14 protein-coding genes are annotated in these 15696 nt (G+C 62.2%); 10 read left to right on the forward strand and 4 right to left on the reverse strand.

What is annotated here, in order from left to right:
* Positions 1-8: 8 nt before the first annotated feature.
* Genes C1A35_RS24855 through C1A35_RS24870 form a run of 4 tightly spaced genes read left to right on the forward strand, consistent with a single transcriptional unit; the run spans position 9 to position 3887 of the window.
* Positions 9-1055 (forward strand): ABC transporter substrate-binding protein, encoded by a 1047-nt coding sequence (locus C1A35_RS24855; RefSeq protein ID WP_104666943.1) that lies wholly within the window; start codon positions 9-11, stop codon positions 1053-1055.
* Positions 1052-2326 (forward strand): ABC transporter permease, encoded by a 1275-nt coding sequence (locus C1A35_RS24860; RefSeq protein WP_104667100.1) that lies wholly within the window; start codon positions 1052-1054, stop codon positions 2324-2326. The genes C1A35_RS24855 and C1A35_RS24860 overlap by 4 nt, the downstream gene beginning before the upstream one ends.
* Before the next feature lie 3 nt (positions 2327-2329).
* A complete protein-coding gene (locus tag C1A35_RS24865) occupies positions 2330-3133 on the forward strand; it encodes an ABC transporter permease (RefSeq protein WP_104666944.1) in 804 nt (267 codons plus the stop codon).
* Positions 3134-3143: 10 nt separating this feature from the next.
* The gene (locus C1A35_RS24870; RefSeq protein WP_104666945.1) at positions 3144-3887 is read left to right on the forward strand and encodes an SDR family NAD(P)-dependent oxidoreductase; all 744 of its coding nucleotides are present in this window, start codon (positions 3144-3146) and stop codon (positions 3885-3887) included.
* A gap of 19 nt (positions 3888-3906) precedes the next feature.
* On the opposite strand, the gene C1A35_RS24875 is transcribed toward C1A35_RS24870, so the two are convergent.
* Positions 3907-4584 (reverse strand): GntR family transcriptional regulator, encoded by a 678-nt coding sequence (locus tag C1A35_RS24875; protein WP_104666946.1) that lies wholly within the window; start codon positions 4582-4584, stop codon positions 3907-3909.
* Positions 4585-4772: 188 nt separating this feature from the next.
* On the opposite strand from C1A35_RS24875, the gene C1A35_RS24880 reads away from it, so the two are divergent.
* The 5 genes from C1A35_RS24880 to C1A35_RS24900 all read left to right on the forward strand — a co-directional run bounded on the left by C1A35_RS24880 (position 4773) and on the right by C1A35_RS24900 (position 10901).
* A complete protein-coding gene (locus C1A35_RS24880) occupies positions 4773-6137 on the forward strand; it encodes an aminotransferase (RefSeq protein WP_104666947.1) in 1365 nt (454 codons plus the stop codon).
* 10 nt (positions 6138-6147) lie between these two features.
* Positions 6148-7584, forward strand: a complete 1437-nt coding sequence (locus tag C1A35_RS24885) for an amidase (RefSeq protein ID WP_104667101.1) — start codon at positions 6148-6150, stop codon at positions 7582-7584.
* 21 nt (positions 7585-7605) lie between these two features.
* Positions 7606-8688 (forward strand): ABC transporter ATP-binding protein, encoded by a 1083-nt coding sequence (locus C1A35_RS24890; RefSeq protein WP_104666948.1) that lies wholly within the window; start codon positions 7606-7608, stop codon positions 8686-8688.
* A 1-nt stretch (position 8689) separates the two neighbouring features.
* Positions 8690-9718, forward strand: coding sequence for a histone deacetylase family protein (locus C1A35_RS24895; protein WP_104666949.1), 1029 nt, complete (start codon positions 8690-8692; stop codon positions 9716-9718).
* 277 nt (positions 9719-9995) lie between these two features.
* Positions 9996-10901, forward strand: a complete 906-nt coding sequence (locus C1A35_RS24900; protein ID WP_104666950.1) for a phosphotransferase family protein — start codon at positions 9996-9998, stop codon at positions 10899-10901.
* A gap of 285 nt (positions 10902-11186) precedes the next feature.
* Here the strand turns inward: C1A35_RS24900 and C1A35_RS24905 are convergent, their stop codons facing one another.
* Positions 11187-12305 (reverse strand): epoxide hydrolase family protein, encoded by a 1119-nt coding sequence (locus C1A35_RS24905; protein WP_104666951.1) that lies wholly within the window; start codon positions 12303-12305, stop codon positions 11187-11189.
* A gap of 93 nt (positions 12306-12398) precedes the next feature.
* Here C1A35_RS24905 and C1A35_RS24910 point away from each other — a divergent pair, with 93 nt between their 5' ends.
* Positions 12399-13292 carry a LysR family transcriptional regulator gene (locus C1A35_RS24910; RefSeq protein ID WP_104666952.1) on the forward strand — a complete coding sequence of 298 codons (894 nt, stop codon included), beginning with the start codon at positions 12399-12401 and terminating at the stop codon, positions 13290-13292.
* Between the two features lie 127 nt (positions 13293-13419).
* Here C1A35_RS24910 and C1A35_RS24915 read toward each other — a convergent pair whose 3' ends face one another.
* Both C1A35_RS24915 and C1A35_RS24920 read right to left on the reverse strand, forming a co-directional pair.
* The gene (locus C1A35_RS24915) at positions 13420-14127 is read right to left on the reverse strand and encodes a hypothetical protein (protein ID WP_158665157.1); all 708 of its coding nucleotides are present in this window, start codon (positions 14125-14127) and stop codon (positions 13420-13422) included.
* Positions 14128-14130: 3 nt separating this feature from the next.
* Complete coding sequence (locus C1A35_RS24920) at positions 14131-15696, reverse strand: hypothetical protein (protein ID WP_104666954.1); 1566 nt, start codon at positions 15694-15696, stop codon at positions 14131-14133.

The following is a 15696-nucleotide window of genomic DNA, read 5'->3' on the forward strand; positions in this document are numbered from 1 at the left end:
AGGATGTCATGACCTATCGTGGGTTTTTCGGCGGACTGGGCTTGCTCGCCGCCCTGGCGGGTGCACCCGCCGCTTTTGCCGATGCCGGCAAATTGACTGTCGTCGGTGCCGGCGGCGTCCTGCAGGATGCCGAGCGCAAGGCCTTCTTCGAGCCCTTCGCGGCGTCGTCCGGCGTGGCGCTTACGGAAGATTCCTATTCCGGGCAGATGGCCAAGGTGCGCGCCATGGTCGACAGCGGCAGCGTCTCCTGGGACGTCATGCAGGTGGAGCAGAACACGCTTCTATCCGGTTGCGCCGAGGGGCTTTTCGAGGAGCTTGACTGGAGCAGGATCGGCAAACGGGAGGACTTCATTCCCGAAGCCTATAGCGATTGCGGCGTCGGCGCCTTCGTCTGGTCGATGGTGGCGAGCTACGACAAGGTGAAACTGGTGGATGGGCCGAAGAACTGGGCAGACCTTTGGAATGTCGAGAAATGGCCCGGCAAGCGCGGGTTTCGCCAGACGGCGAAGATGACGCTCGAAATCGCCCTCCTTGCCGACGGCGTTGCCAAGGACAAGGTCTATGAGGTGCTTGCCACGGACGAGGGCCAGGATCGCGCTTTCGCCAAGCTCGACGAGATCAAGCCGTCGATCCTCTGGTGGGCGACCGGCGCGGAATCCGTCGAGCGTCTTGCCGCCGGCGACGTCGTCGCCACGGCGACCTTCAACGGCCGCGTCGCGGCGGCCAATGCCTCCGGCAAGGACTTCGCCCTCCTCTGGGACGGTCAGGTCTTCGGCATCGACTACTGGGGCATCGTGAAGGGCTCGCCCAATCGGGAGAATGCGGAGAAGTTCGTCGCCTTCGCCTCGACCGAGAGTGCCCAGGCAGCGTTCCCGCAGCACATCGCCTATGGCGTCACCAATCTTGCCGCCATTCGCGGCGTCAAGCCGGAAATCGCGAAGGATCTTCCGACGACCGAGGCGAACATGGCCACGGCGGTGGCGCTCAACACCGAGTTCTGGGCCGACCACGGCGAGGCGCTCGAGGCGAGATTTGCGACATGGCGCGCGCAATGACGTCGGCTGTTTTCACGGGGCCGCGCATTGGCGCGGTCGACGGCCAGCAGGGGCGGGTGTCCGCCCTTGCCACCGGCTTTCGCGCCGACAGGCGGCGGCAGACGATCGGCAGCCTCTTCCTGATCGGGCCTCTCGTCGCCTTCATCGTCTTCGCCTTCGTGCTGCCGCTCGGCACGATGCTGTTCCATGCCATCAACAATCCCGAGGTCCGCAATGCCTTTCCAATGACGCTCGCCTCGCTGGAGGATTGGGACGGGACGGGCACGCCGCCCGATGCGGCCTTCGACGCGCTGGCTGCTGACATCCGCGCGAGCGCCGATCCGAAGACCATGGCGGAGGCTGGTCGCCGGCTGAATTACGAGATCACCGGATTCCGGAGCCTTCTTGCAAAAACGGTCCGAACGGTCCGCGCGGCGCCGGAGAAATCCGCCAGGATCCAGTTGCTCGCCATCGATGGGAACTGGGACAACCCTGCCTATTGGCGGGTCATCCAGCGCAATGGCGCACCGCTGACAGCCTTCTACCTGCTCTCGGCCGTCGACCTGCGCCCCGGGGAGAACGGCGGCGTGCAGATGGCACCGCGGGAGGAGCGGCTTTTCCTGTCGACGCTGATGCGGACTTTGACGATCAGTGCGTTGGTCACGGTGATCTGCCTCTTCGTCGCCTATCCGATCGCCAATGCCATCGTCGCCATCGGCGGTCGATTCTCGGCGATCATGCTGGCCTGCGTGCTTCTGCCCTTCTGGACGTCGCTCCTGGTGCGGACAAGCGCCTGGATCGTCATCCTGCAGAAGGAAGGCGTGGTGAACCGCCTGCTTCAGGCGCTGAACATCACGAACGCGCCGCTCGAGCTCGTCTTCAACCGGACCGGCCTCTACATCGCGATGGTGCATATCCTGCTGCCATTCATGGTGTTGCCGCTAGTCAGCGTCATGAAGGGCATCTCGCCGTCTTATGTCAAAGCCTCCGCTTCGCTCGGCGCCGGACCCGTCACGACGTTTCTTCGGGTCTATTTGCCGCTCACGCTGCCGGGTGTCGGCGCGGGATGCCTTCTCACCTTCATCATCTCCGCCGGCTACTACGTCACGCCCACGCTCGTCGGCGGTGCATCGGACCAGATGCTGAGCTACTTCGTGGCTTTCTATGCCAACACGACGATCAACTGGGGCATGTCCGCCGCGCTCGGCGTCCTGCTTCTGACCTGTATCCTCGCGCTCTACGGGATTGTCGGGCGGATCGTCGGCATCGGCCGCATCGTTGGAATGGAGTGACAGATGCCTGTTGCCTTGAGACGCGCACAGATCGCCTTCTGCTGCCTCGCGATGATCTTCCTGATCGGGCCGACGATTGTGATCATCCCGATCTCCTTCAGTTCGGCCAACTTCCTGTCCTATCCGCTGCCCGGCTTTTCCCTGCAATGGTACGAGAAGATCCTGCAGCCGCAGCCCTGGATGTCGGCTCTTCTCAACAGCCTGCTCATCGGCGTCGGCGCGACGCTGGTGTCCACGGTGCTGGGCACGCTGGCAGCACTCGGCATGTCGCGCGGCCGGCTGCCGGCGCGCTCGATGATCCTGGCAGTGGTGATTTCGCCGATGATCGTGCCCGTCGTCATCAGCGGCGTCGGCATGTATTTCTTCTTCGCCAAGCTGGGTCTCGTCGCTTCCTTCCTGGGTCTCGTTCTTGCCCACGCGGTTCTGGCGGTGCCCTTCGTGCTGATCACGGTCACGGCCACACTGAAGAACTTCGACATCAATCTCGTTCGAGCAGCGGCAAGCCTCGGCGCCAGTCCGTTCCATGCCTTCCGTACGGTGACGCTGCCCCTCATCGCGCCGGGCGTCATCTCGGGCGCGCTCTTCGCTTTCGTCTTTTCGTTCGACGAGGTCGTCGTCGCGCTCTTCATCAGCGGGCCGGGCCAGCGCACTCTGCCGCGCCAGATGTTCGATGGTCTTCGGGACAATATAGATCCGTCGATCCTGGCGATGTCGACATTGCTCGTGATCATCTCCATCGTCCTGATGGGGGGTGGGGCCTTGGCCCAGAAGCGTGCCGCCACAAACCGTTCGACTGCCAATGTATAGAGGTGAAGGAATGATCATCGTAACAGGTGCCACGCACGGGATAGGGCGGGCGTGCGTGGAGAAGCTTGCAGCGGCCGGTGCCCGGGTGGTGGCGACGGGTCGGGATGCGGAGGCGGGCAGGGCGCTCGAGGAGATTGGTCCCGGCGTCACCTTCCTGCCCGGCGATGTCAGCCGCGAAGAGGATTGCCGGCGCGTCATCGACAGTGCGCTCGACCTTGGCGGGGGCCAGCTTTCGGGCCTCGTCAACAATGCCGGCATGTCGAAGCGCATTTCCTTCGCTTCCGCTACGCAGGGCGATTGGGACGAGGTGCTGGCGGTCAATGCTCGCAGCACGTTCCTTTTCATCCGCCACGCGCTGGAAGGCCTGCGGCGCGGCAGGGGATCAGTCGTCAACATCGCCAGCATCGCCGGAAAGACCGGCGAGGAGGGGCTGGCCGTTTACTGCGCCTCGAAGGCTGCCGTCATCGGCCTCACCCAGGCGCTGGCGCTGGAGTTCGGCGACGAGGTGCGCTTCAATGCCGTCTGCCCCGGCCAGATCGAAACGCGCATGATGGACAAGATCATGAGTGATGCCTTGCGCAAGAAGCAGCTCGAACTGCGCATTCCCGCCAATCGCTTCGGGGCCCCGCAGGAAGTGGCGGATGTCGTCGCCTGGCTGCTGTCGGATCAGTCGACCTATGTCAACGGCACGGTTGTGACCGTGGATGGCGGGGAGACTGCCGGCCTGCGCACCCCGCGCATCGTGCAGGTCTAGGACCTCTCCGGCGCCGAATTCACTCGGCGCCGCGTTCCTCGAAATAACGCAGGAAACTGGGCGAGGCCCGCTGGATGTCGTTCTCGATGGCCTGGCGGGCCTTCTGCTTGTCGCCGACCCTCAGGGCCTCGATGAGATGGTTGTGCTCCTCCGCGCCGGTATAGCCGTGCGGAATTTCCCGGTAGTAGACGTTGAGTATCGGCCCCATCGACACCCACATGCTCTCGATCTGGCCGACCAGCATCGGCATGCGCGACAGCCGGTAGACACCGAAGTGGAAGGCACGATTGGAGGAGCGCGCCTCCTCCAGATTGCCGGCCTTTTCATTTTTCACGAAGGCGGCGTGGAAGCTTTCGAGCTGCGTCAGATCGGCGGCGGTCACATGGTCGGTGGCGTGCTCTGCAGCCAGCCCTTCGAGCGCTATGCGGATGAGCTTGATCTGGATGTAGCGGGCGCGGCTGAGGTCAGGCACCGTGACGAAGCGGCCGGAGCGCAGTTCGAGCGCCTGCTCGCTGACGAGCCGCAGGCAGGCTTCGCGCACCGGCGTGACACTGGTCCCGAGCTGTTCTGCAAGATCCTGCATCAGGAGGCGGTCGCCCGGCGCGAAGTTACCGACGATGAGGCCTTCCCGCACCTTGTTGTATATCCGGGCGGACAGGCTGCCGGCTTCGCCGGGCTGCATCTCCATAACGCTCATGGGAATTCTCCTCATCTTTGATGCAGCTCTAGCTGAAAATGCCCCGAGCCGCCAATCGCTTATATCTTATCGCTCGCCGCGGCGGCGTGACGTCGCAAAAAGTTTCTCGCCTCCGGCGAAATTCACTTGCATGCGTTTGCTGATAACTTATAACTTATAAAATAGCAAACACGGTTTCGGAGGCTACCTTGCACAATTCGCTGCGGGCGCGCGACATGGCGTACCACTTCCATTCACAGACCAACCCGCGCAGGCTCGAGGCCGAGGGCCCCCTGGTGATCACGGCAGGGGAGGGTTGCTACGTCATCGACGAGATGGGAAATCGCTATCTCGAGGGCATGGGAGGCCTCTGGTGCGCCTCGCTCGGCTTTCGCAACGAGCGCCTTGCCGACGTTGCGGCAAGCCAGATGCGCAGGCTTGCCACCTACCACACCTTCAATCACCGCTCGAATGACCCGACGGTGGATGTCGTCGAGCAGATCGCGACGCTTTCCCCCATCCCAGGGAGCAAGGTCTTCCTCGTGAATTCCGGCTCGGAAGCCAACGACACGATGATCAAGCTTGCCTGGTACTACAATGTCGCGCGCGGCAAGCCCGGCAAGCGCAAGATCATCAGTCGTAGGGGCGCCTTTCACGGCAGCACCGTCATGGGGGCGGCCCTCGGCGGTCTGCCGCACATGCATGAGAGCTTCAACATGCCCGGCCTCAACGTGATCTATACGGACAAGCCGCACTACTACCGCAACGCCCTGCCGGATGAGAGCGAGGAGGCCTATTGCGCCAGGCTGATTGCCGCGCTGGAGGCCCTGATCGAGGCGGAAGGGCCGGAAACCATCGCCGCGATGATCGCCGAGCCGATCATGGGGGCGGGCGGCGTCGTCACGCCGCCGGCGGGATACTTCCCGGCGCTGCGACAGCTTCTGACGAAGCATGACATCCTGCTTCTTTCGGACGAGGTCGTCTCCGGTTTCGGGCGAACCGGAAAGTGGTTCGGGTCCGAGGCGCTCGGCTTCGTTCCGGACATGATGTCGGTCGCAAAGGGCCTGTCCTCAGGCTACCTGCCCATCGCCGCGGCGGTGATCGGCGATCATGTCTACCAGGCCATTGCCGACGAGGCCGACCGTATCGGCGTCTTCGGCCATGGCTTCACCTATTCCGGCCATCCGGTCACCGCTGCGGTGGCGGCCGATGTGCTGCGCATCTACCAGGAAATGGATGCGCCGGGCCGAGCCGCCGAACTTGGCCGCCATCTCTTCGCCGCGCTCGACGCGCGCATTGCGGGCCATGCCCTTGTCGGCGAGGTCAGGGGAACCGGCTTCCTTGCCGGCATCGAGCTGGTGGCCGACAAGCCGCGCCGTGCGCCCTTCGATCCCGCTCTGAAGGTCGGCACTCTGGTCGAACAGCGCTGCCGGGCGCATGGCGTCATGATCCGCAACATGGGCGACGTCATTTCCATATGCCCGCCCTTCGTCATGACGCCCGAGGAAGTCGACCAGCTTGTCGACGGCATAGCGGCGGCGCTTGACGATGTTGCCGACCGACTTGCAGCGTGAGGGCGTGACGATGGACGATTTTGTAAATCTGGACCTCACCGCGCAGGCGGATCTTGTGAAGTCGGGGCAGGCCACCGCCGGGGAGCTGGTCGAGGCGGCCATCCGGCGTGCCGAAAAGGTGAACCCCGCGATCAACGCGATCATCGCGCCACTCTATGACGAAGGGCGCGCGGAAGCGGCGCAGGCGGCCACGGACAGCCTTTTCGCCGGGGCCCCGTTCCTGGTGAAGGACCTTTACTGCCACATGAGCGGTGTGCCCACCACCGGTGCCTCCCGGCTGACCCGGAGCTTCGTGCCCGCCCGAGACAGCGAGTTGATGCGCCGCTATCGCGCGGCCGGCCTCAGCACGTTCGGCAAGACCAACCTGTGTGAATTCGGAACGCTTGGCACCACCGAGCCGAAGCTGTTCGGCCCGACGCGCAATCCCTGGAACGTCGGGCGGTCAAGTGGCGGTTCGAGCGGCGGCGCCGGCGCGGCGGTGGCGGCGGGCATCGTGCCGGCGGCGCATGGCGGTGACGGGGCAGGCTCGATCCGCATTCCCGCATCCTGCTGTGGCGTGTTCGGGCTGAAACCCTCCCGCGGACGTATCACGCTGGGGCCGGATCTCGGCGACAGCACGGGCGGGATCGTGAACGAACATGTCCTGTCCCGCAGCGTGCGCGACAGCGCCGCCCTCCTCGACGCGACACAGGGTTCCATGCCCGGCGATCCCTACGCAGCACCTCCCCCTTCGGGTCGCTATGCCGATGCGATCCGGACGAAGCCGCGCCGCCTGCGCATCGGCTTCACGACGGCCTCGCTGCTCGGCACTGCGGTCGATCCCGACTGTGTGGCGGCGACGACCGACGCGGCGCGCCTATGCGAAAGTCTCGGCCACGAGGTCGTGGAATGCGCGCCGTCGATCGACGGGCAAACCTACCGCACCCTCTACAAGCGCTTCTGGGCGATGACGGCGACACGGGCGATCACCGCGCTCGCGCGAAGCCGCGGCGAGGACGCGTCTTTGCTCGTGGCCGAGGTGGAGAGCTTCAATCAGTATCTCTACGGCGTCGGTTCGCGGATCTCGGCGGCGGACTATCTCGTCGATCTCAACTGGTTCCACACGACCGGCAGAACGCTGGCGAATTTCCTGCTCGACGTCGATGTCTGGCTGACCCCGACGCTCAGCACGCCGCCGCCGGAACTGGGCCACTTCGATGCCGACCGGCATGGCGGAGAGGCGGTCATGGAACGCTTCCTGGAATTTCTCGCCTTTACGACCTTTGCCAACATGGCTGGCTTGCCGGCAATGAGCATGCCGCTCTACTGGACAGCCGGCGGCCTGCCTGTCGGCACGCAGTTCACCGGCCGGTTCGACGACGAGGCGACATTGCTTCAGCTGGCGGCGCAACTGGAAGAAGCGCGACCCTGGGCGCAGCGCCGACCCGCGGTCCACGCGGCTGAATGACAGATAAAAAGGGGAACCAAAATGTCATCCTCCAACTACGTCGAATTCCTCAACATCGACAAGAGCTACGACGGCCACAGCCTTGTGGTCGACGATCTCAACCTCACCATCGCGAAGGGTGAGTTCCTGACCATGCTTGGGCCATCCGGCTCTGGAAAGACGACGAGCCTGATGATGCTCGCGGGCTTCGAGGCGCCAAGCTCCGGCAGTATCCGGATCGACGGACGATCGCTGGAAGCCATGCCGCCACACCGAAGAAACATAGGCATGGTGTTTCAGAACTATGCGCTCTTTCCCCATCTGACGGTCGCTGAAAACCTGGACTACCCATTGCGGGTGCGTAAGATCGCCAGGCAGGAGCGGACCGCCCGCGTTCGAAGGGCGCTGGAAATGGTCCAGATGGGGGCGATGGGCGGGAGGAAGCCCGGGCAACTGTCAGGCGGGCAGCAGCAGCGCATCGCGCTTGCCCGCGCAATCATCTTTGAGCCGGATGTGGTGTTGATGGACGAACCGCTCGGCGCCCTCGACAAGAACCTGCGTGAACATCTCCAGCTCGAGATCAAGCATCTCCACGAGCGCCTCGGCATAACCGTCGTCTATGTCACGCACGACCAGTCCGAGGCGCTGACCATGTCCGACCGCGTCGCCGTGTTCAACGCCGGCAAGATCGAGCAGCTTGCGCCGCCGAGCGAACTCTATGAGCGCCCCTCCACGGCCTTCGTCGCCGGCTTCATCGGAGAAAACAACCGGTTCGTGGGCGAGATCGTCGGCGGTAGCGGGGGCGAATACGGCGTACGCACAGCAGACGGCCAGGTCATCAACGTCTCCAGCAGCGCGGCCTTCGCCAAGGGCCAGTCCGTCATCGTGTCCCTGCGCCCGGAGCGCCTCTATCTTGAGCAGGCCGCCGCCTGCAGCAATCGCTTCTCCGGGACCGTCGCCGAGGTCATCTATCTCGGGGATCATCGCCGGGTCCATGTCCGTTTCGGAGACAATGCGACGCTCGTCGCCAAAATTCCCAATGCGGGCACGGGCGTGGATGTCACACCCTCGCAGGCCATTTCGCTCGGCTGGAACAGCCGCGATGCCGTACTGATCCCGGCCTGACATGAAGGCGGTCTATTCCGGCCTGCATCGGTTGCACAATCCCGGCTCCGTCGTCGAAGGGGGCGTTGCCCGGCGGAGCCGGGACGTGCCCGATCGTCTCGACGCGTTGTTGCGGGCGGCGCGGCATGCCGGGTTCGAGATTGTCGATGCCGTCGATCACGGGATGGCGCCGCTCGCTGCCGTCCATACGGGTCGTTATCTCAGCTTTCTCTCGTCCGCGGGATGCGGAGACGCGTGTTCCGGGTGGCTCGCGCCGGCTGTCTTCGAAAACCGTCCCGAAATGTACAGACCGGATTGGTCGCTGATTGCCAAGGCGGGTTACCATCTACGCGACCAACTGACGCCGCTCGGCGAGGGGACATGGCAGGCCGCCTATTGGGCCGCACAGGCGGCACTGACCGCAGCGTCGCTTATCAGCGCAGGAGAGCGGATCACCTATGCCTTGTGCCGGCCGTCGGGTCACCATGCCGGACGGGATTTCGGCGGCGGTGCGACCTATCTGAACAATGCTGCGATAGCGGCGAGAGCGCTTTCAGCCACACTCGGGCGGATAAGCCTCATCGATATCGATGTGCATCACGGCAACGGGACACAGGACATATTCTGGGAGGATCCGCTCGTCTTCTTCGCCTCCCTGCACAGGGGCCCAACAGACTACTATCCGCACCTCACCGGCTTTTCCGACGAGACGGGAGGACGATCGGCCCCGGGCCTCAATCTCAACCATCCGGTTCCGGCAGGAACAGGCGACGCGGCTTATATCGCAGCGTTCAGCACGTGCCTTGAAGCGGCACTTTCCCATGGGCCAGAGGTTCTGGTCATCTCCCTCGGCTTCGACGCGCTGGCAAGCGACCCGGCGCGAGGCCTCCAGCTGACCGTCGAGGCCTTCAGGAAGATCGGGGAAATGCTTGGGGGGCTCAATCTGCCGGTGCTGCTGATCCAGGAGGGCGGATACGATCTGATGAGCCTCGAAAAAGCTGCGACAACGTTCCTGCTCGCCCTTGCGCCGTCGCCGAATGATCCACATTAAACCGACGGACTTTCAGTGAGGCAGCTTCGATCGGATGTATGCCGCCGGTATCGGTGTCATCGTTCGATCAGCACTAGAAACAATCACCCGGTCCGGCGGTAAGAGCGCGGGATCGCAGAAATGATGGCGGATGCCTATCAGCACGGGTTCGTGCGTGAGGTTGTTACGCATTGTCGAAATTGGCCAGGTGACGCATGGCTAGGCTAATTGCTGTCGCGGCGAACAAGATCAAGCACGAGCCGAGACCTGGCAAACGGGGTTGCAAAGGACGAGCGCAATGAAGCACCAGTTTGGAGCGCCAATAGCGCCCTCCTCCATTCAGAAGGAGGCGGAAGGTGCGCAAGCCGGTTGCGAAGTGACGCTCTTGGAGAGGATCGTTGGAGAACTTGGCTTGGCCTCCAAACGTCCGGCTGTCCTGATTGGCTCGGGACAGAATTCCGTGGCCTACGAGTTCGCAGGCATGATTCTCCGATTGCCGCGCCATGCGGGCGCCGAACGCGACCTCCTACGGGAAGCGGCAGCGCTTTGCGCGGTGCGGCAGCTCATCGCCGTGCCGGTACCTGATGTTGATGTGCGCCGTATCGACGGCCAACTCGTCTCGCTGCACACCAAGATCGCTGGGATGCCGTTGACGGACCTGACTGGCCTGACGATACATGCACAGAAGGTTTTGGCGGCGGACCTTGCCGCCTTCCTGAAGGCATTGCATTCGGTTCCCACGGCCAGCCTGGAGTTCCAGCCGACCGAAGCGCCTTCGTCCGAATGGCGTCGGCTTCTGGCGCAATGCGAAGCGGCCGCTTTCCCACTACTCTCACATGGGGTCGTCACCCATATACGGGAGGACTTCGCCGATTTCCTGACGATGTGTGACACGCTTCCCAGTTGCCTGATCCACGGAGACTTCGGAAGCGGGAACATACTCGTCGATCACGGCCGACTTTCGGGCGTCATTGATTTTTCGGGTTGTGGTCCCGGCGACCCAGCTTACGACTTCGCCAGCCTCGCGGCAGGGTTCGGTGACCGGTTCGCCGATTTGGTCCTTGAGCACTTTGCGCTGGACACGGCGGTAAGACATCGCATGCGTTTCTATCGGATGACGTTTCCATTACTCGATATACTGCATGGTATCGAAAACCATGATCCGGAAGCCCTCCACGCAGGTGTGAATGCCTTTGCGATGTAACCACATATGCTCAGCTTCCCGGTCTGCCGCCCGAGCGCCTGACGCGGTGCGTTCGACGAAATGAAAGAGGCGGCGTCGCGGCCAAGCAGCGAAGCGCGCGGGCACCAGCCCAAAACGCGCCCTGGGCAATGGCGCGCGGCGGAACTGGCGGTGCTGTGGAGGCCTATTGCTGCCCTTTCCCGTCTACTATGTTTACTACCCGCGTCGGCAACAGGAACTGCGCACACTTCTTGCAGTGACGGGACATCCGGCAGTGGCATCGGATGCAGCTAAAACAAGCTCCTGTCAGAGGCCGAGATCTCCGGCGAAACCGCGCAAGTCCGCAGCCAGGAGGTCAGGGCGCTCGAAGCCAGGGAAATGCCCGCCAGCAGGCATGACCGTCCACCGCGCGATATCATACCAGCGCTCACCCCAGACACGCGGCGCCGGAAGAATGTCCTTCGGAAAGACAGCAACGGCAACCGGTGCGCCATACTTCGGCGGCGGCGACATCACACCAACGTCACCGAAGGCCTCGTAATACAGATAGAGTGACGAGCCGATTGTGCCGGTCGCCCAATAGATCGTCAGCAGGGTGCAGATCGTGTCGAGGGGCAGGCCCTTCGCATCGTCGGTCCAGGCATCAAGTTTTTCCACAATCCAGGCGGCGAGGCCGACCGGTGAATCGGCGAGAACTGCAGCTATGGTCTGCGGCTTGCTGCCATGCAGCATCGCATAGGCTCCTTCCTGCATCCGCCATGCCTCGGCGGCGCCAAGATAGGCTTCCTCGGCCGGCGTGATATCGGCCGGACGGGGATAGAACCAATTGACGTTCATCATATGCGCGCCAAGCAGCCTATCGCCATGATTTGCACGCAGCCGCTCAACCACCCCAGCACCCATGTCGCTGCCATGCGCGAGGAACCGGCTGTAGCTGAGACCTGCCATCAGATCGGCCCACATCGTGGCGATCCGGGTGATGTTAAGCCCTGGGGCCTGCGGCGGGCCGGAAAAACCGTAGCCGGGCAGCGACGGGATGACGACATCGAAGGAGAGGCCATTCACCGGCTCCGTCAACAAGGGGATGAGTGGCAACAACTCCACAAAGCAACTCGGCCAACCGTTCGTCAGCACGAGGGGAATGCTGTTCGCACCTTTGCCACGCACATGGATGAAGTGGATGGGGATGCCGTCAATCTCTGTCTTGAAGGCAGGCACCACGTTGATCTCTGTTTCTGTCTTGCGCCAGTCGAAGGACTGCCAATGGTTCACGATCTCCCGCAGGCGTGGAGCGGCAAGGCCGAGATGAGCCGGAGGCGCAGGCAGGATGTCCGCGATCCTGCTCTCGGCGAGGCGACGACGGAGGTCGCCGAGCGTGTCTGCTGCCAGGGCGATGCGGAAAGACTTGGGCGGCGTGATGGGCATGAGATCTCTTTGCCGTTGATATGCCGCAGTTTCTGACTGTTCTGAGGTGGAAATGAAATTGCATATCCTCGTCGATCATCTATTCATGAATGAATGACTAAATCGAATCCCGACTGGTCCCTTTATCGCTCCTTCCTCGCCGTCCTGCGGGAAGGTTCGCTGTCGGCCGCTGCGCGGGTGCTGGGGCTTAGCCAGCCGACGCTCGGTCGGCATATCGCGGCACTGGAAACAGCACTTGGCCACAGCCTGTTCACTCGCTCTCCTGACGGGCTTCTCCCCACCAGGGCGGCGGAGGCGCTACGTCCAAAGGCGGAAGCGCTTGAGGCAGCGGCTGAGGCCCTTCTGCGCGCCGCCTCTGGGCTGCCGGGCGACGATGTGGGCACCGTGCGCATCACGACCAGCGAGATCATCGCTGCCGAAGTCCTCGCGCCCATCCTTGCCGGACTGCAGGAAGAGCATCCGCGGATCGTCTTGGAGCTAGTGGTCAGCAACCGCCTAACGGACCTCCTGCGGCGCGATGCCGATATCGCGGTGCGTATGGCCTCGCCCCAACAGGAGGCTCTGTTGGCAAGGCGCATCGGCGACGTGGACCTCGGCCTATTTGCCTCGCCTCGTTATCTTGCCCGCCGCCCCGCCCCAGAAAGTGTGGCAGCGCTGTTCGCACAACATGCCATCGTTGGCTTTGATGTTCCCTTACCCTACACGCGGACCTTCCAGCTGGAGGGTAAACCGGTGACGCGTGAGCGCTTCTCTCTGCGCACGGATAGCGACATGGGCCAGTTTTCCGCCATCCGCGCCGGCTGCGGTATCGGCGTCTGCCACGGACCACTTGCCCGCCGCGAAGGGCTATCGCCCGTTCTGCCGCAAGCATTTTCATCGAAGGTCGGCATGTGGCTCTGCATGCACGAGGACCAAAAGACAGTTCCCCAGTGCCGCCTTGTCTTTGACAAGTTGACCCTTGGCCTCAACGCTTATGTCAGGGCCTGAGCCTTCTCGGCTGGCTGGCCCGCTTTCCCATGATGATCTCCTTCGTCACAAAGGAGCTGGGCGCGCGCGCAATGCTTCGAGTGGAAGCCCTCCTTTCTGGTAGGGCCTTCCGGATCATGGTCCCAGATTACTGAGTGGACGACAGCTCCATACCGGTAGTGGTGTCAGACAGCGGAAGATAATTGGTCGGCGCCGTAGTTTTCATACTCGCATAGTAGGTGTCGGCGGCGGCTACTCGTAGTCGGACATAGGGAATGTCTGTCCCATCGGATTGTCGGGGGATGTCACGATGCTGTTGGATTTTGCGGTTGATAATCGCATCTCCGCCGAAAAGATTGCGGGAAGTGCGGTTGATCCTGGCGAAAAGTCGGCTCGCGGCCCTTGCATCCATCGGTAGGCTGAAGTTGTTCGGGAACATGGCGTCGATGTCGTCGTGCCGCTTCGTCATCGTGGCGATGTCCTCATCCGAGCTCACAATCGTGTCCAAGAAAGTCTTCAAATAACTTTTCACTACACGCCGCGCAGCTGCATTCTTCGCGTCTTTACCAGCCTGCAAGGCCAAGTTGAGGATATAGCCCAGCTCGTTTGCGGAAATGACGTGGGCCATGTCGATACCCTTCTTGCTGATTGACGCCATCTTCGACAAAGAGACGTTGGAGCTCACGCCGCCGAGGAAGTTCTGCACTTGCCGCTTGCGAAGATGAGCGGGGATTCTCGCCTGAATATAAGCCGAGGTTTTGCGAACAACCTTGGCTCCGTTCTGGTTCGTCGGCCGTTTTGAAACCGAATACTTTCCGGTTGTCGGGTCGAGTACAAAATAGCTTGGCCCCGGCATTGCTCAACAGACCAGAAGCGCGCGAAGCGCGTAGCCGCAGGACCATTCACCGGACGGATTACCGTCGAGGGGACCGATCACGATATCCAACTCGTTCAGGCCGGTTCGCAGATAGTTGTAATAGTCCGCCGAGGCGTAGTCCTTGTCCCGCAAGATGACTTTCGTAATGTTGTCGGAGCCGCTGCTGGCGTCGCTTGCATCGACGCGCCGTATGATCGGGTTTCTGACGTTCTTGTTTATGACAATTGTCAGCGTGCATGCGGCCTGAGTTGTAGTCCAGTGTTTCAGATAGAGCGAAAATTCCTTTTCTGTATCCGCGATCTTGAACGATACGCTGAGCGACGCCGTCTTGTTCTTGGGGCCCAAATCTGCGCGCAGGACGCCGTCGGATTGAGTGAACTCGGTAAAGCCGGCTCCCGTGACATAAATGTTGTTTGCACCGGAAAAAATGCGAAACGCGCCTGAAGCGTCAGGGGCCCGGGCAAATTCGAGCGGAGCAAACCCGACGATCGCTTCGTTGCCAGGCCCGTCGGCGATGATGGGATGAAGACCCAGCAGCGCAAGGTTCAAGTGATGCACCTTTTCGAAGTCGCCGCGCCTGTCGATGGATGCAATGATCGGTGGCGGTGCTTTGGGATCCGCTTCACCTGCGCGCAGTCGATGGCTCGCGGTGTAATAGCGAACCTTGTGCCGCACATCGATGGTTTCTGCGGCAGCTGACGGTTTGCGAACCTGGATCAACCACTTGGCGGACGCATGAAACGTGATGCCGTAAAGCGAGAGTTCGCTAGGTGGATAGACTTGCTTGCCATCCGATAGCTGCCACTTGACCGCATCGGGCAGCGAAACATTCTTGTCGGAATCCTTAACGTGGAACCGCAATACGTCCCAAGGATACTCCTGTCCCCATATCCAGGTCGGGTAGCGGCTGGCTCGATCAAGCGAGGCGTAGCTTGCCCAATCCTTGATGCTCATAGCGGTGCCCATTGTCAGGCCGGTCGAGCTTCCAGTGGTGGAGCCATGCGAGGTCTCGAGCGAGTGGCTGTGAGTTACCGAGCGCCCGCCGCTCGCAAACAAAGAAAGACTGCCTCCGCCATTCATCGTCGGCATGTCACCCGTAGCGCCACCGCCCATCCAACCTGAAAGCGAACCACCGACGTCCCAGGATTGGGTGTTCGACGTCGAGGAGCCGCGGGTACGCTGTGAGCTATGGGAGACCGTACCCGCTGTCGATGAATCCTGATTGACGCTGATCGCACTGTTCAGCGTCTTGGGCAGGTAGTCGAGCAATCGTATTTCGAGGCTCGGGTCGGTTGAAACAGGCTCCATCGCGTTGATCAAAGCAGCCGCATAATCGGTGAACTCAAGCGCTGCGAATAGGTCGGAAACCCCTGATGGAATTGAAATCCTGGCATGAGCGTTCAGCACATAGGCGCGCATGTTTGCAAGATTGCGTACGTCGCTACCTGCTTGCACCTCGTAATCCACCGCCAACGAGCCGACGGCGATGCCGTTCAAGATGACATCATCAATTTCGCTCCAGGTGCAGAAATCCTTCGGCTGCGTCAT

The organism is Ensifer adhaerens, assembly GCF_002940685.1.
In the GTDB taxonomy this organism is placed as follows: Bacteria; Pseudomonadota; Alphaproteobacteria; order Rhizobiales; family Rhizobiaceae; genus Ensifer; species Ensifer adhaerens_E.